Source organism: Arthrobacter sp. ISL-72 (genome assembly GCF_018613755.1).
GTDB lineage: Bacteria > Actinomycetota > Actinomycetes > Actinomycetales > Micrococcaceae > Arthrobacter.
This window is the reverse complement of the sequence record NZ_JAGGPP010000004.1, coordinates 175,155-194,456: the sequence shown is the minus strand read 5'-3', so window position 1 is coordinate 194,456 and position 19,302 is coordinate 175,155. Positions and strand designations below refer to the sequence as shown.

Below are 19,302 nucleotides of genomic sequence, written 5' to 3'. Positions count from 1 at the left end.
ACGGACTATTTGGAGATACGGACGATGGTGGCGCCGTAGGCATCGACGGGGCCGAGGGTGTAGCCGTCCGCCAAGGACGTGTATTTGACGAAGCTGCCGATGATGCCGCGGCAGTTGTTATCGCAGGTGAGTGCGGCGCTGGTGCCAGTGAACTTGTTCTGGAATGTGTTGGGAGCACTGCTGTTACCGCCGAACTTCCAGCCCTTCACTTTGTACGCCGCAAAGGCTATGAGGTGGTAAATGGCTCCCTTGCCGGATCCCGTGACTGCGTCGTATACCGGCAAAAGGACCGTTATGTCCCGGCCGGCCGAGATTTCGTCCACCCATTTCTGCAGGGTGCTGGAGCAGTTGTCGGGTGGATCGTTGCCGGGGTCGCTGCCGCCCTCATTGACTGCCAGGTCGATGGTGCCGCCGCAGACGCCGGTGTCCTGGACCAGCCAGCCAAAGCCGCCCTCCACGGCGGCGCCGGACGGCCCATACAAGCAGTCCGCATTCAGGTTCTTGCCGTGATCCTGCAGCAGTTGGAGGGCCCCGCCGATGGAGTCCTTCACCTGGCAGACGGAGAACGCGAGGGGGAAGGCAGTGCGACCAGCAAGCGGGCTGCCCCACTTGATTGTTGAAGGGGCGTTGACTTCGGCCGAGTCCATGCCCAGCACGCGGGCAAAGAAGAGCGATACTTCATTCGCAGCGTGGCCCGATTCCTGGGCTCCTGCCGTGACGGTTACAGTGCGGTTGGGCTTGTCGAGCACCGTGGACTTGATGTTGCTGAGGCCGTCGTTGGCGTTGCTGTTGGCAAAGCTGCGGGCCAGGGCGGACGTGGTGGAGCAGTCGGCGTCGCTGGCGTTTTTGGCACACTTCTGCGCTACGGCGAGGGCAGCTGCGTCGGCGCCGTTGCGAAGCTGCGTTCGCTCGGCGTAGAGCATTCCGACGTCCACCGCTATGGCGCCGAACCCGAGCAATGCCACCAGCAAAAGTGCGACCACGACGCTCACGGCGCCGCGTTCGCCGTAGTGATTGCCGTTCTGTTTCCGGTAACGGGGTGTCAGCCACCGCATAGCATGGCTCCTTGGCCCTTCATCGGAAACGGGCCGGCTATGCCGGTCATAGTGGACAGGTTGTAGCTGATGCTGATGGTGATCTGAGTGCCGGGGGTGCAGTAGGCACCGCCGAAGCTGATGTTCGCGTCCGTTAGTGCGGGCCTGAGCGAAAGGGCGGCGTTCTTGGCGGCGGTGCGGGCGGCGGTTTTGTCGTTCGAGATGGCCATAACCCGCACACCTTCGCGGGCGGCGCTGGAGAGGGAAGCCTGGGCGTTGTATACCCGGGCGAACTCCATGATGCCCAGAAGGAGCATGACGAGGACAGGTGCCAGGATCGCAAACTCGACCGCAACGGCCCCGCGCTCGGATGCCCTGGACATAGTGGTGCCTTTCAGTCAGGCCAAATGGGATGTGGTGACAGCCAAAGTGGCGGCGGCTTGGGTGCCGCCGCCACTTCGGCTCGTGATGCGTTCGAAGGTGTTCCCCTTCTCAGGGAGTGCAGGTTCCGCCAGCGGCCGCGGTGGTGGTTTGCTTGACCGCCGCCCATGTGCCGCCACCAACCTGGCACTTTACTTGTTCGAACATAGTGCTCAGCGTGTCGCCGAGGAGCGTTACAGCGACAATGATGACGACGGCGATGAGGCCAACCATGATGCCGTATTCGACGGCGGTTGCGCCCTTTTCGTCGCGCTGAAGACGAACTGCAAGGTTGGTGTAAAGAGAAAGCATCGGGACTCCTGAGCGAGTTTGGGTGGGCTGGTCCTGCACCAGCTCTGCCAAAAATGTAGCAACCACTTTCCAGGTTTTGACCGGAGCTTGGCGCATCCTGTGCCAAGCCTTCCCAACTTGAGTGTTTCCTGCGGCGAACCTGCGGATTCCCTGCGTTTTATCTGCGGCTCTCGGTTCCTTTGGCATTCAAGAGGACCCCCTCGGTTCTGGGTGACGAGGGGGTCCGGTCTGCGTGTTCTACGTGTCGCCAGCGGTTTGGTGATCAGGGGCTGATCCCCTTGAAGGCCCTGAGCATGCACTCACACTCGCTCAGGGCCTTCTCCCGATTCGAGATCCCGCGACTCGTGCCGGGTGGCATCGGGGCGCCAACACCCCGAGGTCTTGGTTGGTTCAGCGGTTCATTTACGAGAAGGCTTCGATGATGTTGATGACAGCGGGACCCAGTATCACGATGAAGATGACCGGGAAAATAAAAAGCAGGAGCGGGAACAGCACGAGCACCGGGAGCTTCATGGCCTTCTGCTCAGCGCGCTGACGACGCTTGACGCGCATTTCCCGTGCTTGGGCTTTAAGGACTTTGGCAATGGCAATGCCATACGCGTCGGCCTGAACCACCGCCCGCACGAAGCTTCTCAAATCCTGTACGTTGCTCCGGTCGGCTAGTGCGAGATACGAGTCCCTCCGGGACCGACCTACCTGCATGTCTTGAAGGGTCCGAACGAGCTCCTCAGCCAACGGGCCTTTGCCATTCTGGCCAGCTCGCGCCATCGCGGATTCAAAGCCGAGGCCAGCCTCGACCGCGATCAGCATCTGGTCCAGTGTGTTGGGTAACTCCAGCTGGATCTTCTTCTGGCGCTCGGCGCCCCTGCTATGGATGAGGAGATCCGGAACAAAGTAAGCCAGCCCTGTTGAGAATACGGCCAACAGGATCATTTGGGGGCTACTGTTGCGGCTGAGCATGAGCATCATGAGGAGCGCCACAACGAGGGCGAGAGCGGGCTTGGCCACCAGCAGCCGCGGTAGCGGCATCGACGCTGGACGTCCCGCCAGGGCGAGCAGCCTGTCGAGTTTAGCCTCGTAGCCAGTGGGGGTGAGCTTTCGGGCCAGCCGCTCGAAATCCATGTTCTGCGGCGTAGCCGCAGCACCGCTGTTTTCGAGGCCCTTGCTGAGGTTGCCTTGGATTATCAGGCGCGATTTTCGATCGGCCACAATGATGGACCAGGCAAGATACGAAGCGGGTAAAACGGTGAGGGCGATTATGCCCCAGGCGATCGGTTGCATCTCCGTACCTCCTAGAATTTCAGATCGCTGATCTTGCGGATCCACAGACCGCCAATGGTCATCATCACCACGGCGATCCCGAGCAGCATCCAGCCAATAGGATGGCCGGTTAGCTGTCCACTGTATTTGGGGTTGGCCAACCCAATGAGGATGAACAGAAGTACCGGTAGTGCCATGAGGATGATTGCGGAAAGCTTCCCTTCTGCACTCAGTGCCTTCACCGTTCCCTTGATCTGGGAGCGTTCACGGATCGTTTCGCCGACTTGGTCAAATACTTCAGCTAGGTCACCGCCGACTTCCCGGTTGATTTCGATGGCCTGGGCCATCCAGTTGAAGTCCTCGCTCTTCATTCGGAGTGATACGTCATTCAACGAATCCTGTAGGTCGCGGCCCAGCCGAGTTTCATTGACCACCCGGGAGAATTCCGTGGCGGTGGGTTCGCTGGCTTCCTGTGCCACTGCATCAATGGCCCGAAGAACACTGTGACCAGCCCGAAGACCCCCGGACACCATGGTTAAGGTGTCGCCCAGTTGCGCCTCAAACCGTGCGCGGCGGCGCTGGGTCAGGAATGACAGATACATCGCGGCCAATATTGGAGTAAGGCCGGCGAAGAGCACAGCGAACACCGGCCCTTGCAGGATGAGGCCCACGAAGCCGGCCACGACTGTAACTGCGCCAACCAGAACGATGAAGTCCGCGCGGGCCATCTTGAGGCCGGCCTGATCCAGTGTGGCCCGCTCACCCGGGTTTTTGCCGCCGCCGGCTAGAACCCTTTCCACTGCGCCCACTGTGGCGTCAGTGAATTTGGTTAGCGCAGAGCGTTCGGCCCCGCCGAACGGACGCCTGCGGCTTAGAGCCACAGAGCCGTTTGACGGGCGGAGCACGACGAACACTATTACCACTACTGCTCCGACTAAGAGGGTCATGCCGATGGCAAACGTGGCAGGTGTCATCGGAATCATCGCCTTCCAGCAGTCAGTGGCCGACCGCCAAAAACGGCTGGAGAGATAACAATTCCCAGGTCAGCGAAGTGATCTATAAAGCGGGGGCGAATCCCAGTCGGAACAGGCTTACCGAGGAATTTGCCGTTCACGTCAACGCCAGCGGCATAATCGAAAACGAAGGCGTCCTGCAGCGTTACGATTTCGCCTTCCATCCCCTGGACTTCGGTGATGTGCGTTACACGTCGGGTACCATCGCGCAACCTGGACAGATGAACGATGAGGTTAACCGCGGAGGACACCTGTTCTCGGATGGCGCGCAGGGGAAGATCCATGCCGGCCATGAGCACAAGGGTCTCGAGACGGGCCACTGCGTCGCGTGGTGAGTTAGCGTGCACCGTTGAAATCGAGCCGTCGTGCCCCGTATTCATGGCCTGCAACATATCGAGGCTCTCGCCGCCTCGGACTTCACCGACGACGATTCTGTCCGGGCGCATGCGGAGGGAGTTCCTCACCAGTTCGCGGATAGTCACGGCGCCTTTGCCTTCGATATTAGCCGGGCGGCTTTCCAACCGGACCACATGGCTCTGCTGCAGCTGAAGTTCCACAGCGTCCTCAATCGTGACGATGCGGTCATCAGCGGGAATGAACGATGAAAGTACGTTGAGAAGGGTGGTCTTTCCCGTGCCGGTACCGCCGGACACGATGATGTTGAGCTTGGCCCGGACACACGCATCCAGGAGCTCAGCCATTTCCGGCGTCAACGTTCCGAAGTCGATCAGGTTCTGGACCGTCAACGGGATCTTGCTGAATTTTCGGATCGTGAGTGATGATCCGTTGACCGCAAGAGGCGGAATAATGGCGTTCACACGGGACCCGTCCTCCAGCCGTGCGTCCACTAGTGGCGAAGATTCGTCGATGCGACGTCCCACCTTGGCGACAATCCGCTCGATCACCTTCCGGAGGTGTTCCTCTGAACTGAACCGGCCGTCAGTCAGGAGCAGCCGACCATCGCGTTCCACATAAACCTGATCCGGCCGGTTCACCATGATCTCCGTTATAGACGGATCCTCAAGAAAACGCTGGAGTGGCCCGTAACCCAGAACGTCGTCGCCAACATCGCGGATAAGGCGACGACGTTCCTCCGGACTGAGGGGAACCTGCTCTTCGTCGATGACCAGGCTCAGTTCATCCCGTGCTAGTTTGCGGAGCTCCTCGTCAGTCAGCGAAGAATCGGTGAGGCGTCCTCCCAGGCGTTCGAAGAGGGCCTTTCCTGCCCGTTGCTTCAGGCCCGCCAGTGCGTCAACGGGGGCGGCGCCGGCGGTTGCCGAGGGGTTCCCGGACGCGAATGCAACCGGGTCATGCTGACCTGAGACTGGAGCTTGGGTGCTAGAGGCTCCGAAAGCGGGTGTTCCGCCGCGGGCCGCTTCCAGTCGTTCTGTGAGGCTCATGAGACCACCATCCGTCGATGTACTTTCTTCTGAGGAACGGTGGCCCACTTGGGGTCGAAGCGCTCCACCAACTTGGCGAAGGCGCGGGCAGCGCCATCGCGAGAGGATTCCTGCAACAGGGGTACGCCCTTGTTTGTCGAGAAAGGCACTGCACGCGAGCGAGGCACCACCGTGTCCACCGGGACGCCGATCGTCGCCTCGACATCCTGAACTGTGAGCCCGCTACGCCGGTCTGCGAAATTAAGCACGACGTGCCTGCCCTGGGGTAAGAGTTGCAGTTCGCGAAGAACTTCGAAGCTTGTGTGCAGTCCTCGAATGCTCGGAATGTCCATACCGCAGACCCACACTGCATCCGTGGCCTGCTCCAGTGTTGCGAGCACGTGTTCACCGAGCCCAGGAGTTGTGTCGACCACCACGTATTGGAATTCCGCAGCCATTTGATTGAGAAGGTGGCTGACTGCTTCTCCGCTGATCTGGTCAGCCTCACCCGGAGTGTTGGGTGCGCACAGGGCATAGATCCCGCTCGGATGAACGGTGAGGAAAGCCTTCAGCACCATGGAATCCTGAAAGGCGGCGCCCCCGACAGCGTCTCTGAGCGTGTGCTCAGGTTCGAGTTGAAGCCCGGTGCCCACGTCGCCGAACTGCACGTCCAGGTCGACTATGACGACGCCCATCGGCGCAATCTTGCCAAGGCCAATCGCCAGGTTGGTGGCAACGGTGGTCTTGCCCACCCCACCTTTTGGCGACATGACTGCGATGACCCGCCCCGCTGGGCGCTCCGGACCCGCGGCTGAAACCAATCCCCGCCGGCGTCCGGCAGAAGCTAGGCATGCTCGTTCCAGTAAAATTCGCAGTTCAGGTACATCCGCATTCGGGCTGACGATGTCCCGGATGCCGGCACGCATGGCGCTGATGACCTGTTCAGAAGCCGTGTCCTCCACGAGCACCAGGCTGATTTCTGGATACTGTAAGTCGAACACCGTGGCGAGCTTGAGAGCCTCGTCCCCCGGAAGTCCAGGGCCCAAGACCAAGACTTCCGGCGGTTCGCCGGTTAGCCGGCCGAACAGCTCCTGGGGGCCCCCGAGCATCACCGACGGGGGGAGGATCTGTACCGTGCCGTGAAGTGCGCCTCGCACCGCTAACTGCACCTTGCGCTGAAATTCCTGCGCAGCTGTAATGACTACGAAGCGGCTCATTGTGCGACCTTCCCCAGCGTCACCAAGCCGGGCTTGGAATCCTTCGATTCGTCGGCCTCCTTGGAGAGCCAGATCTTGCCGAATTCAGCGCCGAAGACGATTTCGGCGGAGTCGACGTCTTCACGGGCCAGGGTGACGTACACAGAACCTGACGGCAGTGCGGGGCCTTCAGCAGGTGCTGAATCCTTTGAGGTTTCAGGAGGAGCCTGCTGAACGCTCGTGACGAGCACCTTGTGGAAGGCCTTTCCCGTGAACTCCTTGAAGCCCTTTATGTCATTGCTGACTGGTGCATCACTACTGACCTTTTCGTCCAGTTTGTATGAGATGTAAACGCCCACGGTGTCGCCTGCGGCCAAACGGCCGCCGATTACGCGCTGCGGTTCCAGCAGCACAGAGACCTCCTCCATCCCAGCCGGGACAGGGACAGTGCCTGGAGCTGCCAAGGCATTCGGATCAATAAGTCGAGCCTTGAGGAGTTGTTCTCCAGGCTGCAGGTCCACGGCAGTGACCTTGTCCGAGAAATCGCTGAGGGATTTCACCGCATCGGCCGGAACAGCAGTCCCGGGAAGTGACGTTAGTTTAACGGATTCGGAAAGCTTGGACACCGGGGTGCCTGCTGTAACTGCCTTCTGAACGACAAGAACTTCTACGGGCTCTAAGCCTTGCTGTGCTCGGCTGTCGGCTGCCTGTGCGTAATTGAACATCAGTACAGATCCGACAATCGCCAAGAGCAATGCTGCTAGGCCCCCCAGCAGCCTGGTTTTCACGGGATTCTCCTTTATTTCTTATTTCGTGAGTTCAACGATGGTGTTGCCGTAGGTAGTGGGACCGCCGGCATCAAACGCTTCGTCCAGTGCAACGTAGCGAATGAATTTCCCGACAATTCCGAGATCGCTTGATTTCCAGCCGCCGGCGTCCTTGAAAGATTGGGCCGCGGTGGGCATGTAGTGGAATGGGTCCTGGTTGGCCAGGTCCCAACCCATCAGATCGATGGCTGCGAACGCCTTGAGGTGAAATTTCGCGCCAGCTCCGGTTCCGCTTGTCTTGTCGAAGACGGGAAGTAGGGCGACCACTTTCTTCCCGGCCACGAGCTGGTCCTTCCACTGCTGCAAAATGCTGCTGCAGTTCGATTCAGGGTTGTTGCCGGTATTGCTGTCGACCCACGGCGACGACAGGTCGACCTTGACGCCACACGATCCTGATGTCACCAGCCAGCCAAAACCTCCGGGGATTTCCAAACCGGAAGCCGTGTCGTGGCACGTGTCCTTCTTCCCAGCCCCCGATCCGTGCGACAGCAGGAACTGAGTGGTCCCGTCAGCCGCCACGCTTGAGTCCACTTCGCATGACGAGAACGCGATGGGGAGCGATATCACCCCTGCTTTGGCGCCGCCCCATACAGCCACGGCCTCAGCGCTAATCGTTGTGGTGTCGGTTCCGAAGATCCGTGCAAAGAAGGTTGAAAAATGCACCCCGGTGGAATCCTGGGCATTCGTATTCACTGTCACTTTGCCCGCAGTTTTATCCACCACGGTCGAGGCCACATTGGTGAGGTTGTCCTTGGCGTTGGCGTTGGCCAGCGTGCCCGAAAGCGTGGATCCGGTGTTGCAAAGGGGATCAGCTGCGTTCTTGGCGCATTTCTGCGCCACCGCAAGGGCCGCGGCATCGGCACCATTCTGCGTTACCGCCTTTTCGGCGTACATTCCACCGACATCAACGGCGATGGCCCCGAAGCTGAGGAGCATCACCATCATCAGGGCTACCATGACGGCAGTGGCGCCGCGCTCCTTGTCTGTGTTATTTGTCAACCGCCGCATTGCATTGTTCCTTTTCCGGTGAGGATGATAGTTCCCGTGAATGCGTCCAGGAAGCCGGTGACCGTGGTAAGGGTGTAACTGGTCGTCGCAGTCACCTGTTTGCCGGCTGCGCAGGTCGTTCCCCCGCCGGTGACTGCGAACGTCGTGGTAACGGTGCTTGGAGCGAGCCTGCCGGCCGCGTTACCGGCCGCTGTGGCGGCCGCCCCGGTGTTGTTGTGAATTGCCATATAACGGGCCCCCTCGCGGGCAGCCTGATTGAGCGACAGTTGGGCATTGAATGCCAGCGAAAATTCGATGATGCCGATCAATATGAGCAGCAATACCGGCAATATCAATGCGAATTCGACTGCAGCCGCACCTTTTTCCTTTTTATTACGCATTTTCCGATCCTCATGTCTCGAAAAGCTAATGGCGGCTCCCAGATGGCCTGGGAGCCGCCATCACGCAGGCGTTGGGTTGCGGCGTATGCCTACAGACGACCTGCGACGTCGGCGAAGAGGGTCTGGAGGTTGGCACCGACGGCAGTGATTCCGAGGATGGCAGCGATGACGATGAGCGCGACCATCAGGCCGTATTCAACAGCCGTTGCGCCCTTCTCTTCACCCGTGAGGCGGTTCTTGACGCCGGCGACAAAAGCAACGAGGGAGACCATTACAGAGTTCATTTCTTGTTCCTTTGTGAGTGCTGAATTTGAATTCGAATTTCCCGCTCCCCCGAGTTGGTGTTGCGAGAACTTCGATACACAAAGGAATACAGGAGTAACAAATAGCCACACAATGAGTGGCTGTACTCGTCTTTTAGACAGCAAAATCACTCGTCTACTTGGTGTCACAGCGCTATAGGGCGGCCCTTCAAGTACGCGACTACTTGGTGTACTCGGAAACCACTACCTGGCGAATGCCGTGGGCATCAGCCAGTGCCCGATCGCGGCGCCCCAAAGCACGACCAGCATGCAGCCCGTGAACATCGACGGGCCGAACGGTAGGGAGGTCTTCCGCGCTGCAATTCCGGCTGTAACAAGAAGAACACTGGTAACAGCGCCCACAATAAAGCCAAGGGCTATACCCAGTATCAGATGCCCCACGGAGAGGTAGCCCAAGTACAAACCAAGTGGCGCCGAGAGCTTTACGTCTCCCATGCCCATCCCGCGCGGAGAAATTAGGGCCAAAATCAGGAAAATCATGAAGGTTGCGACGCATCCGACGACCGCCAGGAGCAGATTTCCCCATCGCTGGTTCAAGCCGGCGTCCAAAAGCAGCAGGGTAAGTCCGATTCCGAGCGCTGGAACGACGATTCTGTTGGGCAATAACTTGTGCTGCAGGTCGATCCTGGACAGCACAACGCCAGCTGCGCAGAGGAAGAGGAAGGCCGGCAGGGGCCAGGACCAGCCAAACCGCCAGGCCATCGCTCCAAATAGCGCCGCCGTCGCAATGGTCCCTACCGCGCTGTGCCACCGCACCCGCCCCAGTTCGATCGCCGGCAGTAGCCGCCGGGCGACCCCTAGGGCAAGAGGCGCCACGATGAGCCCCAAACCTGCACAGAGGATTATCAGGAGCGAAGCAGGGGGGATTTCAGTCAATGGGCACCTAAGCTCGGAGTTGCTCGTGGTCCAAAACGCCGGACCCGAGCACCAGGACCGGCGCAGGCTGGCTAGTTAGAGCCTATTTTGACCAGTGACCGCTGGACCCGCTATTCTTGATAGTCGTTGTGCGTGTCCTTTCTTGATGATGCGTGCCCGCTGAGAATCCGGTTGCAGGATAACTACTCCTCGGGCACATTCGAGACTTCTGGACCACTGGATCCATAGAGCCCTCACCTCTGTTCCGGTAGCGCATAGATAGTAGGTGCACACGCTTACGTGACACCTAAACAAGAACGCCAGAACAAGAACGAGGCAAACACCGTGCGTACGTACACCCCGAAGCCCGGCGATATCAACCGCCAGTGGCACGTCATTGACGCCACCGACGTTGTCCTTGGTCGTCTCGCCAGCCAGACCGCAATCCTGCTGCGCGGCAAGCACAAGGCCACCTTTGCTCCCCATATGGACATGGGCGACTTCGTCATCATCATCAACGCCGAGAAGGTTGCCCTCACCGGCGCCAAGCTCGAGCAGAAGCGCGCTTACCGCCACTCCGGCTACCCGGGCGGCCTGACCTCCGTCAACTACGCGGAGCTGCTGGAATCCAACCCGGTCCGCGCCGTGGAGAAGGCCATCAAGGGCATGCTCCCGAAGAACTCCCTCGCTGCACAGCAGCTGGGCAAGCTGAAGGTTTACCGCGGTGCAGAGCACCCGCACGCCGCCCAGCAGCCCAAGACTTTCGAAATTTCCCAGGTCGCCCAGTAGTCCTGGCCACCAAACAACTTATCTATACAAGGAGAACCGTGGCTCAGAACGAAGAGACCACCGAAGCCGTTGAGGCAGAGGAAACCCTGACCAGCTACACCTCGGAAAGCGGAGCTGCTGAAGCTGCTGCGCCGAAGAAGGAGCGCCCGGCACTGACCGTTGCCGGCGCCGCAGTTGGCCGTCGCAAGGAAGCCGTTGCGCGCGTTCGCGTTGTGCCCGGCTCCGGCAAGTGGCTCATCAACGGCCGCGAACTGGCCAACTACTTCCCGAACAAGCTGCACCAGCAGGACGTCAACGAGCCCTTCAAGATCCTCGATCTTGACGGCGCCTACGACGTCATCGCCCGCATCCACGGCGGTGGCCCCTCCGGCCAGGCCGGTGCACTGCGTCTGGGCATCGCCCGTTCACTGAACGAGATCGACGTCGAGAACAACCGCGCCACCCTGAAGAAGGCCGGCTACCTCACCCGTGACGCACGCGTCATCGAGCGTAAGAAGGCCGGTCTCAAGAAGGCCCGTAAGGCTCAGCAGTACTCCAAGCGCTAAACCCGCTTACCGGAAGCCCGTCCCGCCACTTGGCGGGGCGGGCTTCCGCCGTTTAAGCCCCCCACGCAATCCGTGCGAGCAAAAGACAGCCTCGGCAAGACCATCGTCTAAACTTGACCCGATGTCTAGATTATTTGGAACAGACGGTGTCCGGGGCCTGGCTAACGGCCTGCTCACAGCAGAGCTGGCTATGCAACTGGCGCAGGCGGCCGCCGTCGTACTCGCCCCCGAACGCAACAACACCGGCACCCGGCCACGTGCCGTGGTGGCCCGCGATCCGCGTGCCAGCGGGGAGTTCATATCGGCCGCCGTCGCCGCCGGACTTTCCAGTTCAGGCATTGACGTCTACGACGCCGGTGTTCTCCCGACCCCGGCCGCCGCCTATCTCGTAGCTGACCTCAAGGCAGACTTCGGCGTCATGATCTCCGCCTCCCACAACCCGGCGCCGGACAACGGGATCAAGTTCTTCGCCAAGGGCGGCCAGAAGCTGCCTGACGAGGTGGAGGACGCCATCGAGGTACAGCTGGGGAAGGACCCGCTGAGGCCCACAGGCAGCGACGTTGGCCGCATCCAGACCTTCGCGGACGCCGAGGACCGGTACATTGTGCACCTGCTCGGGACACTGCCGCACCGTCTTGACGGGCTGAAAGTGGTCCTCGACTGCGCCAACGGCGCGGCCAGTGGCTGTTCACCGCAGCTCTTCAACGACGCCGGCGCAGAGATCGTCGTTATCGGAGCTGAGCCCGACGGACTGAACATCAACGACGGCGTGGGCTCAACGCACCTCGGTGCCCTCCAGCGGGCAGTGGTGGAACACGGCGCCGACCTGGGCATCGCCCACGACGGCGACGCCGACCGGTGCCTTGCCATCGACCACGAAGGCAACGAGGTGGACGGTGACCAGATCATGGCCATCCTCGCCCTCGCGCTAAAGAAATCCGGCAAGCTCAAGGACGACGTCCTGGTTGCCACCGTCATGAGCAACCTCGGCCTGAAGATTGCCCTCCGCGACGCCGGCATCAGCATCCGTGAGACGGCTGTGGGGGATCGCTACGTCCTCGAGGAAATGCGCGGCGGCGGCTTCAACCTCGGCGGCGAACAGTCCGGCCACGTGATCTTCGCCGACCACGCCACGACGGGCGATGGCCTCCTGACCGGCCTGCAGCTCGCCGCCCAGGTGGCGCTCACCGGCCGACCGCTGAAAGAACTTGCCACGGTGATGACCAAGCTGCCCCAGCTGATGATCAACGTCAAGAACGTGGACAAGGCGCGTGCCGGCACCGATGAAGGCGTTCTCGCTGCAGTGGCAGAGGCGTCCGAGGAGCTGGGCGAGACCGGGCGGGTGCTCCTGCGGCCGTCCGGAACCGAGGCGCTGGTCCGCGTGATGGTGGAGGCGGCCGACATGCCCACCGCAGAACGCATCTGCAAGCGGCTGGCAGCTGTCGTGGAGGAACGGCTGGCGGTCGAGCCGGCGGTCTGACCCCGGGCCACACAGCTAAAAGAAACCAAAAAGAAGTGGTCCGCCTCCATCAAGAGGCGGACCACTGCTGTCTCTTCCCGAAACTACGCCCGCGGGCTGCCGTTACGGAGTGAGTCACGGATCTCGGTGAGGAGTGCGATCTGGGGATCCTCCGCCGCCTCGTCCTTGACGTCGGTATCAATGCCAAGCCGACGGTTGCGGCGTTCGATCATGTGGTTCATCGGCATGACCACCACGAAGTAGATGGCGGCGGCCACCAGCAGGAACGAAATGATGGAGGATATCACGGAGCCATACATGAACCCCTCCCATTGCATTTCTTCCATGCCCTTGGCACTGAACAGGCGGCCGATCAGCGGAGTCAGCAAGCCTTCAACGATTGAGGTCACTACGGCGCCGAACGCAGCACCCATGACCACGGCGACGGCAAGGTCTACGACGTTGCCCTTCATGATGAAATTCTTGAATCCGGTCAACATGGGATCCAAGCTAGCGCAGTGCTGTAAACATGGCATGACAAGAACGTAATTCCGCCGCGCGTGGCATGCCCTTTAGAGATGCCCAGAGTCCCCTACAAATACCCCGGCGCCGCTTCCAGCCCGAAGTACTCTTCGAGGGTTGCCACGCCCCGCGTGGCCATGTCGGTGGCGGCCTCCACTCCTATGTACCGCAGGTGCCACGGTTCGTAGTAGTACCCTGTGATCTCGTGGAGCATCCACGGGTACCGCACTACGAAACCGAAGCGGTGCCCGTTCGCCTTGGCCCACACCGCGGCCGGCTGCTCGGCGAAGCACGGCTGGAAACTGCACGCCCCGCCGCCGTCGCCGATGTCGAAGGCCCAGCCCGTTTGGTGCTCCGAGTACCCGGGCCGGGCGGATGCCGTGTCCGCCTCGGCCTGCCCGCGGGATGCAACGTACCCGTTGTACGTTGCCACCTGCGTGCCGTAGGAGCGGTAGCCGCTGGTCAGCGTCATAGTAACGCCCTCCTGCGCTGCGGCGGCGAACATCTGTTCTGCGGCAGCCGCCGTCGTCCGGTTCAGCTGCGCGGCCTCGCCGGAAACGGCCAGCGTGATGTTGGGCTGGACGAGGTCCGCCGGCACGTAGTCGGCGGGGGAGAGCGGACGGTGCTTGTTCACCACCACCCACGGGCTGGCGGGGTCCGTCAACGAATGCTGCTGGGAGTGCCGGGCCGCCGGCGAGGTGGGCGCCGGCGAGGCGGTGGGAGTCGGCGTCGCCGGTTCACTGGCCGCGGAGGCGGACGTCGCGGCAGGGGACGGGGAGGACGACGACGGCGCTGACGCCGGCGAAGCGGACGTTACGGACGGGGAAGCCGACGACGGCGGCGGGGTTCCGCCGTCGGGCGTGCAGGCCGCGAGGGCCGTCATTCCGGCGCCGATGGCCAGGAGCCGGGCGACGGAGCGCCTGCTCGGCGCGGAGCCCGCAGCGGGGGCCGGCCCCGCAACAGCAACCGTTCCAACGGCCGCAACACAGTCGTGGCACACGTGTGCTACACCTTTCGCAGGAGCATGCGGCGGATGGAGTGGTCGGCTTCCTTGGTGAGCACCAGCTGCGCCCGGCCCCGCGTGGGGAGGACGTTGTCCTCCAGGTTGGGCTCGTTGATGCGCTTCCAGATGTCGCGCGCGGTGCTTTCGGCTTCCTCGTCGGAGAGCGTCGCGTAGCGGTGGAAATAGGACTCCGGCTGGGCGAAAGCGGTGGTGCGCAGTTTGCGGAACCGGTCTACGTACCATTCCTCGATGTAGGAGGTCTTGGCGTCCACATAGATGGAGAAGTCGAAGAAGTCGCTCAGCGCCAGCCCTTGCCTGCCGTCATGCCGGGGCCGCGCGGGGGCCAGGACATTCAGGCCCTCCACGATCAGCACGTCCGGGCGGCGGACCACCACTTCCTTGCCGGGCACAATGTCGTACGTGACGTGGGAGTACCAGGGTGCCCGGACCTCTTCGGCGCCGCCCTTTATCTCGCTCACGAAGCGGAGGAGGGAGCGGCGGTCATACGACTCCGGAAAGCCCTTGCGTTCCAGGAGGTGCCGGCGCTTGAGCTCCGCCAGCGGATACAGGAACCCGTCGGTGGTAATGAGTTCCACGTTTGGCGTACCGGGCCAGCGGCGGAGCATCTCGCGGAGCACACGGGCGATGGTGGACTTGCCCACCGCCACGGAACCGGCCACGCCGATGACAAAGGGCGTGCGCTGGGTCTGTTCTCCCAGGAACGTGGTGGTCGCGGCGTGAAGCTGGCCAGCGGCCTCCACATAGAGGTGGAGCAGCCGGGAGAGCGGCAGGTAGACTTCGCGGACTTCCTTCATATCCAGCGGATCGCCGAGCCCTCGGAGACGGACCACGTCCTCTTCATTCAGAGGCTGTTCCATCTGGGCTGCGAGCCGGGACCAGGTCTGCCTGTCCAGCTCCACGAACGGGGAGACACCCTCTCCATTCGCCTCATTGCGTTGCAAAGTCACGTTAAGAGATTCTGCCCTCCGCAACGCTGAGAGCGAAATGCAGGGCCCGGAATCAACGAAACGGACGCGCCGCGACCCTTCGAGGACGTCGGGTCCGACTGTCCAGCAGCGGCCGGCCATATAAGCTTGGTCCTATGTGTGGAATCGTAGGATACGTAGGCCATTCATCGGGCCAGGTAAATGGTGGGCACAACGCGTTGAGCGTTGTCCTGGAGGGGCTTCGCCGCCTGGAGTACCGGGGGTATGACTCGGCGGGCGTTGCCGTGGTCTCGGACGGATTTATTTCGTCCCGGAAGAAGTCCGGAAAACTGAGCAACCTGCTCGCTGAACTCGAGGACAAACCCCTGCCTGATTCCGTCACCGGAATCGGCCACACCCGCTGGGCCACGCACGGCGGGCCCACGGACCAGAACGCGCACCCGCACCTGTCCGACGGCGGCAAGCTGGCCCTGATCCACAACGGCATCATTGAAAACTTCGCCGAGCTCAAGCTGGAACTGCAGCAGAGCGGCACCACGTTCACCTCCGAGACCGACACCGAAGTGGCGGCCGCCCTCATCGGCGACATCTTCCGGAACAAGCTGAACGGTGATGCCTCCAACGGCGGCCTGGCCAGGGCCATGCAGCTTGCCTGCCAGCGCCTCGAAGGCGCCTTCACCCTTCTGGCCGTGCACGCGGACCAGCCCGACGTCGTCGTGGCCGCCCGGCGCAACTCGCCGCTCGTGGTGGGCCTGGGCGAAGGGGAGAACTTCCTCGGCTCGGACGTCTCCGGTTTCATTGAGTACACCCGCCGCGCGGTGGAACTGGGCCAGGACCAGATCGTCACCATCACGGCTGACACGATGGAAATCACGGACTTCTTCGGAGCCCCGGCCGCGGGCAAGGAATACCACGTGGACTGGGACCCGTCCTCTGCAGAGAAGGGCGGCTTCCCGTCCTTCATGGAGAAGGAAATCCACGACCAGCCGGACGCCGTGGCCAAGACGCTGCTGGGCCGCTCGGACCTGGACGGCAAGCTCACTCTCAACGAAATGCGCATCGACCCGGAGCACCTGAAGGGCATCACGAAAATCATCGTGCTCGCCTGCGGAACCTCCGCCTACGCGGGGCAGGTCGCCAAGTACGCCATCGAGCACTGGTGCCGGATCGCCACGGAGGTGGAGCTGTCCCACGAGTTCCGCTACCGCGACCCGATCGTGGACGAGAACACCCTGGTGGTGTCCATCTCGCAGTCCGGTGAAACCATGGACACCCTGATGGCCGTCCGGTACGCCAAGGAACAGGGCGCCAAGACCCTGTCCATCTGCAATACCAACGGCTCCACCATCCCGCGTGAATCCGATGCCGTGCTGTACACGCACGCCGGGCCGGAAATCGCCGTGGCGTCCACCAAGGCGTTCCTGGCGCAGATCACCGCCGCGTACCTGCTGGGCCTGTATTTGGCACAGCTGCGCGGGAACAAGTTCCAGGGCGAGATCAAGGACATCCTGGCCGACCTCGGCAAGATCCCGGCCAAGATCCAGCAGATCCTGGACCACGAGGACCAGATCAAGGAACTCGCCCGTTCCATGGCCGGCTCCAAGTCCGTGCTGTTCCTGGGCCGCCACGTCGGCTTCCCGGTGGCCATGGAAGGCGCGCTCAAGCTCAAGGAACTGGCATACATCCACGCCGAAGGCTTTGCCGCCGGTGAGCTGAAGCACGGCCCCATCGCGCTGATCGAGGAAGGCCAGCCCGTGTTCGTGGTGGTCCCCTCCCCGCGCGGCCGGAACTCGCTGCACGCCAAGGTGGTCTCCAACATCCAGGAAGTCCGGGCCCGCGGCGCGAAGACCATCGTGATCGCCGAAGAAGGGGACGAAGCGGTCAAGGCGTACGCCGAGCACGTCTTCTACATCCCCGAGACACCCACCCTCCTGGCGCCCCTGCTGGCCACCGTGCCGCTGCAGATCTTCGCCCTCGAACTCGCCACGGCCAAGGGATACGACGTGGACCAGCCACGCAACCTGGCCAAGAGCGTCACCGTAGAATAAGCCGCATGATTGTTGGCATTGGCGTAGACGTCGTAGACATTGACCGGTTCGGCCGGCAGCTGGAGCGGACCCCCGGCCTCCGGGACAGGCTGTTCGTTCCTGCCGAGCGTGAGCTGAACACGCGCTCCTTGGCCGCGCGTTTTGCGGCCAAGGAAGCGGTGGCCAAGGTCCTCGGGGCGCCCGCCGGCATGAACTGGCAGGACTGCTGGATCGGCCTGGACCAGAACGGCCCCACCATCCAGGTCAAGGGCACGGTCCTGGCCGTGGCCGAGTCCAAGGGCGTCAAGCGCTGGCACCTGTCGATGAGCCACGACGGCGGAATCGCCACGGCGACCGTCCTCGCGGAAGGGTAGCGCGGAAGCTCCACCTGACAGCCCGTAGCGGACCCAGCACCGATTGGACTGAACCGATGATCAGCGCCTACACCGGAACCCAGATTCGTGACGCCGAAAAGCCACTTCTAGATTCCGGTGGGGGCGCTGTTCTCATGCAGCGGGCCTCCTACGGGCTGGCCAACGCCGTGGTCCGGGAACTCGCCGCGCGCGGGATCCGGCCCTACGGCGCCAGCGTTGCCGTCCTGGCGGGCAAGGGCAACAATGGGGGAGACGGGCTGTTCGCCGGCGCGCTGCTGGCGGCCCGCGGAATGCGTACGACGGCGGTGCTCACCGCCGTGGACGCCCACCCCGAGGGCCTCGCTGCCTTCGAACGAGCCGGCGGCCGCGCCAGGACCCTCACTGACCACAACGCAGCTGAGCTGGCAGCGGCAGCCGCAAGTGCCGACGTCGTCATTGACGCCGTGCTGGGGACCGGCGCGCAGGGCGGACTCCGCGGACCATCGGCGTCCCTCGTTGAGAAGCTCCGGACTTCACTTCGCGGGTTGGTCGTGGCCTGCGACATCCCCAGCGGCGTTAACGCCGATACCGGGGAAGCCTATGACCCCGTCCTGCCCGCGGACATCACCGTGACGTTCGGCGGTGCGAAAGCCGGCCTGCTCGCCGACCCCGGTGCGGACCACGCCGGACGCGTGCTGATCATCCCCATCGGCATTGGAGACCAACTGCCGTCGCCGGTGCTGCGGCGCCTTGAAACAGCGGACCTTGCCCGGCTTCTGCCCCCGCCGGCGCGCCGCTCGCACAAGTACTCCCGCGGCGTCCTGGGCATTGTGGCCGGGTCACAGCAGTACCCGGGGGCCGCAGTCCTGGCCTGCCGCGGCGCCCTGGCCGCCGGCGCCGGAATGGTCCGCTACCTCGGGCCGCCGGAAGCCACCCGGCTGGTCCGGCAGGCGTGCCCGGAGGTGGTCTGCGGACCGGACAACGTGGCCGACGCCCACGTCCAGGCCTGGCTGGTGGGATCAGGGATCGCCGACGGCGACGACGAACAGCTCCAGCGGGTACGTGACGCCGTGGAGACGGGACTGCCCGTGGCGGCCGACGCCGGTGCGCTGCCGGCGCTACCGGACATCCTCGCACCGCACGTGGTGCTGACGCCGCACGCCGGTGAACTGGCGCACGCGCTGCAGCGCTACGGGATTGACCTGGGACGGCAGGGCGTCGAGGGCGCCACACTGGATGCCGTGCGCCAGGCGGCCGAACGAACCGGAGCCACGGTACTGCTCAAGGGCGCCACCACCGTGGTGGCCGCGCCGTCGGGCCCCGTCTTCAGCCAGGCCGAAGCCACCCCCTGGATGGCCACCGCAGGGAGCGGGGATGTGCTGGCGGGGGCGCTCGGCTCCCTCCTGGCCCAGCGCTCGGACGACGAGGAAAGATTTGATGCCTGCGGGATCTCCGCGGACCAGCGCTGGGCGGCCATCGGCGCCATGGCGGCCAGCCTCCACGGCCGTGCCGGCACCCTTGCCGCAGCCGGCGGTCCAGTCACTGCCGGCGCCATCGCAACGCACCTGCCTGAGGTGATGCGGACGCTGTAACGATTTGGCGCAAGCTGCACGAACCGTAATAGTAATCCTACTTACTAGTAGTCTATCT

The 19,302-nt window shown here is 62.7% G+C and carries 21 protein-coding genes; 6 read left to right on the top strand and 15 right to left on the bottom strand.

The annotated features are described in order from the left end of the window. Positions 1–5 precede the first annotated feature (5 nt). The 12 genes from J7I92_RS03830 to J7I92_RS03775 all read right to left on the bottom strand — a co-directional run bounded on the left by J7I92_RS03830 (position 6) and on the right by J7I92_RS03775 (position 10,028). Positions 6–1,055 carry a pilus assembly protein TadG-related protein gene (locus J7I92_RS03830; RefSeq protein WP_214837561.1) on the bottom strand — a complete coding sequence of 350 codons (1,050 nt, stop codon included), beginning with the start codon at positions 1,053–1,055 and terminating at the stop codon, positions 6–8. Further along, positions 1,043–1,417 (bottom strand): TadE family protein, encoded by a 375-nt coding sequence (locus J7I92_RS03825; protein WP_214837558.1) that lies wholly within the window; start codon positions 1,415–1,417, stop codon positions 1,043–1,045. The genes J7I92_RS03830 and J7I92_RS03825 overlap by 13 nt, the downstream gene beginning before the upstream one ends. Before the next feature lie 109 nt (positions 1,418–1,526). Next, positions 1,527–1,766, bottom strand: a complete 240-nt coding sequence (locus tag J7I92_RS03820) for a Flp family type IVb pilin (protein ID WP_214837555.1) — start codon at positions 1,764–1,766, stop codon at positions 1,527–1,529. A 402-nt stretch (positions 1,767–2,168) separates the two neighbouring features. Continuing rightward, positions 2,169–3,047, bottom strand: a complete 879-nt coding sequence (locus J7I92_RS03815) for a type II secretion system F family protein (RefSeq protein WP_214837553.1) — start codon at positions 3,045–3,047, stop codon at positions 2,169–2,171. An 11-nt stretch (positions 3,048–3,058) separates the two neighbouring features. Further along, positions 3,059–4,000, bottom strand: a complete 942-nt coding sequence (locus tag J7I92_RS03810) for a type II secretion system F family protein (protein ID WP_311380085.1) — start codon at positions 3,998–4,000, stop codon at positions 3,059–3,061. A gap of 5 nt (positions 4,001–4,005) precedes the next feature. Next, positions 4,006–5,439 (bottom strand): CpaF family protein, encoded by a 1,434-nt coding sequence (locus J7I92_RS03805; RefSeq protein ID WP_214837547.1) that lies wholly within the window; start codon positions 5,437–5,439, stop codon positions 4,006–4,008. Beyond that, positions 5,436–6,635, bottom strand: a complete 1,200-nt coding sequence (locus J7I92_RS03800; protein ID WP_214837544.1) for an AAA family ATPase — start codon at positions 6,633–6,635, stop codon at positions 5,436–5,438. The genes J7I92_RS03805 and J7I92_RS03800 overlap by 4 nt, the downstream gene beginning before the upstream one ends. After that, positions 6,632–7,402 carry a Flp pilus assembly protein CpaB gene (locus tag J7I92_RS03795; protein WP_214837541.1) on the bottom strand — a complete coding sequence of 257 codons (771 nt, stop codon included), beginning with the start codon at positions 7,400–7,402 and terminating at the stop codon, positions 6,632–6,634. Before J7I92_RS03795 ends, J7I92_RS03800 begins: the two co-directional genes overlap by 4 nt. A gap of 18 nt (positions 7,403–7,420) precedes the next feature. Continuing rightward, on the bottom strand, positions 7,421–8,449 hold the full coding sequence (locus tag J7I92_RS03790) for a pilus assembly protein TadG-related protein (protein ID WP_214837538.1): 1,029 nt from the start codon (positions 8,447–8,449) through the stop codon (positions 7,421–7,423). Beyond that, complete coding sequence (locus J7I92_RS03785) at positions 8,437–8,829, bottom strand: TadE family protein (RefSeq protein WP_214837535.1); 393 nt, start codon at positions 8,827–8,829, stop codon at positions 8,437–8,439. Before J7I92_RS03785 ends, J7I92_RS03790 begins: the two co-directional genes overlap by 13 nt. 89 nt (positions 8,830–8,918) lie before the next feature. Next, positions 8,919–9,113 carry a Flp family type IVb pilin gene (locus J7I92_RS03780; protein ID WP_251039411.1) on the bottom strand — a complete coding sequence of 65 codons (195 nt, stop codon included), beginning with the start codon at positions 9,111–9,113 and terminating at the stop codon, positions 8,919–8,921. A 222-nt stretch (positions 9,114–9,335) separates the two neighbouring features. Then, positions 9,336–10,028: an A24 family peptidase gene (locus J7I92_RS03775; protein ID WP_214837532.1), complete on the bottom strand. Its 693-nt coding sequence runs from the start codon at positions 10,026–10,028 to the stop codon at positions 9,336–9,338. Positions 10,029–10,352: 324 nt separating this feature from the next. On the opposite strand from J7I92_RS03775, the gene rplM reads away from it, so the two are divergent. The 3 genes from rplM (at position 10,353) to glmM (ending at position 12,821) form a co-directional block, all read left to right on the top strand. Beyond that, entirely contained in the window at positions 10,353–10,796 is a 444-nt protein-coding gene (gene rplM / locus J7I92_RS03770; RefSeq protein WP_011692756.1) for a 50S ribosomal protein L13, read from the top strand. A gap of 38 nt (positions 10,797–10,834) precedes the next feature. Then, positions 10,835–11,341 carry a 30S ribosomal protein S9 gene (gene rpsI, locus J7I92_RS03765; protein WP_214837529.1) on the top strand — a complete coding sequence of 169 codons (507 nt, stop codon included), beginning with the start codon at positions 10,835–10,837 and terminating at the stop codon, positions 11,339–11,341. A gap of 121 nt (positions 11,342–11,462) precedes the next feature. Then, on the top strand, positions 11,463–12,821 hold the full coding sequence (gene glmM, locus J7I92_RS03760) for a phosphoglucosamine mutase (RefSeq protein ID WP_214837526.1): 1,359 nt from the start codon (positions 11,463–11,465) through the stop codon (positions 12,819–12,821). 83 nt (positions 12,822–12,904) lie between these two features. On the opposite strand, the gene mscL is transcribed toward glmM, so the two are convergent. The 3 genes from mscL to coaA all read right to left on the bottom strand — a co-directional run bounded on the left by mscL (position 12,905) and on the right by coaA (position 15,293). After that, complete coding sequence (mscL, locus tag J7I92_RS03755) at positions 12,905–13,300, bottom strand: large conductance mechanosensitive channel protein MscL (RefSeq protein WP_214837523.1); 396 nt, start codon at positions 13,298–13,300, stop codon at positions 12,905–12,907. Positions 13,301–13,392: 92 nt separating this feature from the next. After that, positions 13,393–14,322: a D-alanyl-D-alanine carboxypeptidase family protein gene (locus J7I92_RS03750; protein ID WP_396020346.1), complete on the bottom strand. Its 930-nt coding sequence runs from the start codon at positions 14,320–14,322 to the stop codon at positions 13,393–13,395. Between the two features lie 5 nt (positions 14,323–14,327). Continuing rightward, positions 14,328–15,293, bottom strand: a complete 966-nt coding sequence (gene coaA, locus J7I92_RS03745; RefSeq protein WP_214837520.1) for a type I pantothenate kinase — start codon at positions 15,291–15,293, stop codon at positions 14,328–14,330. Between the two features lie 134 nt (positions 15,294–15,427). Between coaA and glmS the strand changes: the two genes are divergently transcribed. Genes glmS through J7I92_RS03730 form a run of 3 tightly spaced genes read left to right on the top strand, consistent with a single transcriptional unit; the run spans position 15,428 to position 19,244 of the window. Next, complete coding sequence (glmS, locus tag J7I92_RS03740; RefSeq protein WP_214837517.1) at positions 15,428–17,320, top strand: glutamine--fructose-6-phosphate transaminase (isomerizing); 1,893 nt, start codon at positions 15,428–15,430, stop codon at positions 17,318–17,320. A 5-nt stretch (positions 17,321–17,325) separates the two neighbouring features. Continuing rightward, positions 17,326–17,673, top strand: a complete 348-nt coding sequence (locus tag J7I92_RS03735; protein WP_214837513.1) for a holo-ACP synthase — start codon at positions 17,326–17,328, stop codon at positions 17,671–17,673. Between the two features lie 56 nt (positions 17,674–17,729). Continuing rightward, positions 17,730–19,244: an NAD(P)H-hydrate epimerase gene (locus J7I92_RS03730; RefSeq protein ID WP_214837510.1), complete on the top strand. Its 1,515-nt coding sequence runs from the start codon at positions 17,730–17,732 to the stop codon at positions 19,242–19,244. The last annotated feature ends 58 nt before the right edge of the window (positions 19,245–19,302 follow it).

Bases quoted from the DNA above. Each gene is read 5' to 3' on its own strand.
- J7I92_RS03830 (WP_214837561.1), bottom strand. From the start codon at position 1,055: ATGCGGTGGCTGACACCCCGTTACCGGAAACAGAACGGCAATCACTAC.
- J7I92_RS03825 (WP_214837558.1), bottom strand. From the start codon at position 1,417: ATGTCCAGGGCATCCGAGCGCGGGGCCGTTGCGGTCGAGTTTGCGATC.
- J7I92_RS03820 (WP_214837555.1), bottom strand. From the start codon at position 1,766: ATGCTTTCTCTTTACACCAACCTTGCAGTTCGTCTTCAGCGCGACGAA.
- J7I92_RS03815 (WP_214837553.1), bottom strand. From the start codon at position 3,047: ATGCAACCGATCGCCTGGGGCATAATCGCCCTCACCGTTTTACCCGCT.
- J7I92_RS03810 (WP_311380085.1), bottom strand. From the start codon at position 4,000: ATGACACCTGCCACGTTTGCCATCGGCATGACCCTCTTAGTCGGAGCA.
- J7I92_RS03805 (WP_214837547.1), bottom strand. From the start codon at position 5,439: ATGAGCCTCACAGAACGACTGGAAGCGGCCCGCGGCGGAACACCCGCT.
- J7I92_RS03800 (WP_214837544.1), bottom strand. From the start codon at position 6,635: ATGAGCCGCTTCGTAGTCATTACAGCTGCGCAGGAATTTCAGCGCAAG.
- J7I92_RS03790 (WP_214837538.1), bottom strand. From the start codon at position 8,449: ATGCGGCGGTTGACAAATAACACAGACAAGGAGCGCGGCGCCACTGCC.
- J7I92_RS03785 (WP_214837535.1), bottom strand. From the start codon at position 8,829: ATGCGTAATAAAAAGGAAAAAGGTGCGGCTGCAGTCGAATTCGCATTG.
- J7I92_RS03780 (WP_251039411.1), bottom strand. From the start codon at position 9,113: ATGAACTCTGTAATGGTCTCCCTCGTTGCTTTTGTCGCCGGCGTCAAG.
- glmM (WP_214837526.1), top strand. From the start codon at position 11,463: ATGTCTAGATTATTTGGAACAGACGGTGTCCGGGGCCTGGCTAACGGC.
- mscL (WP_214837523.1), bottom strand. From the start codon at position 13,300: ATGTTGACCGGATTCAAGAATTTCATCATGAAGGGCAACGTCGTAGAC.
- glmS (WP_214837517.1), top strand. From the start codon at position 15,428: ATGTGTGGAATCGTAGGATACGTAGGCCATTCATCGGGCCAGGTAAAT.
- J7I92_RS03735 (WP_214837513.1), top strand. From the start codon at position 17,326: ATGATTGTTGGCATTGGCGTAGACGTCGTAGACATTGACCGGTTCGGC.
- J7I92_RS03730 (WP_214837510.1), top strand. From the start codon at position 17,730: ATGATCAGCGCCTACACCGGAACCCAGATTCGTGACGCCGAAAAGCCA.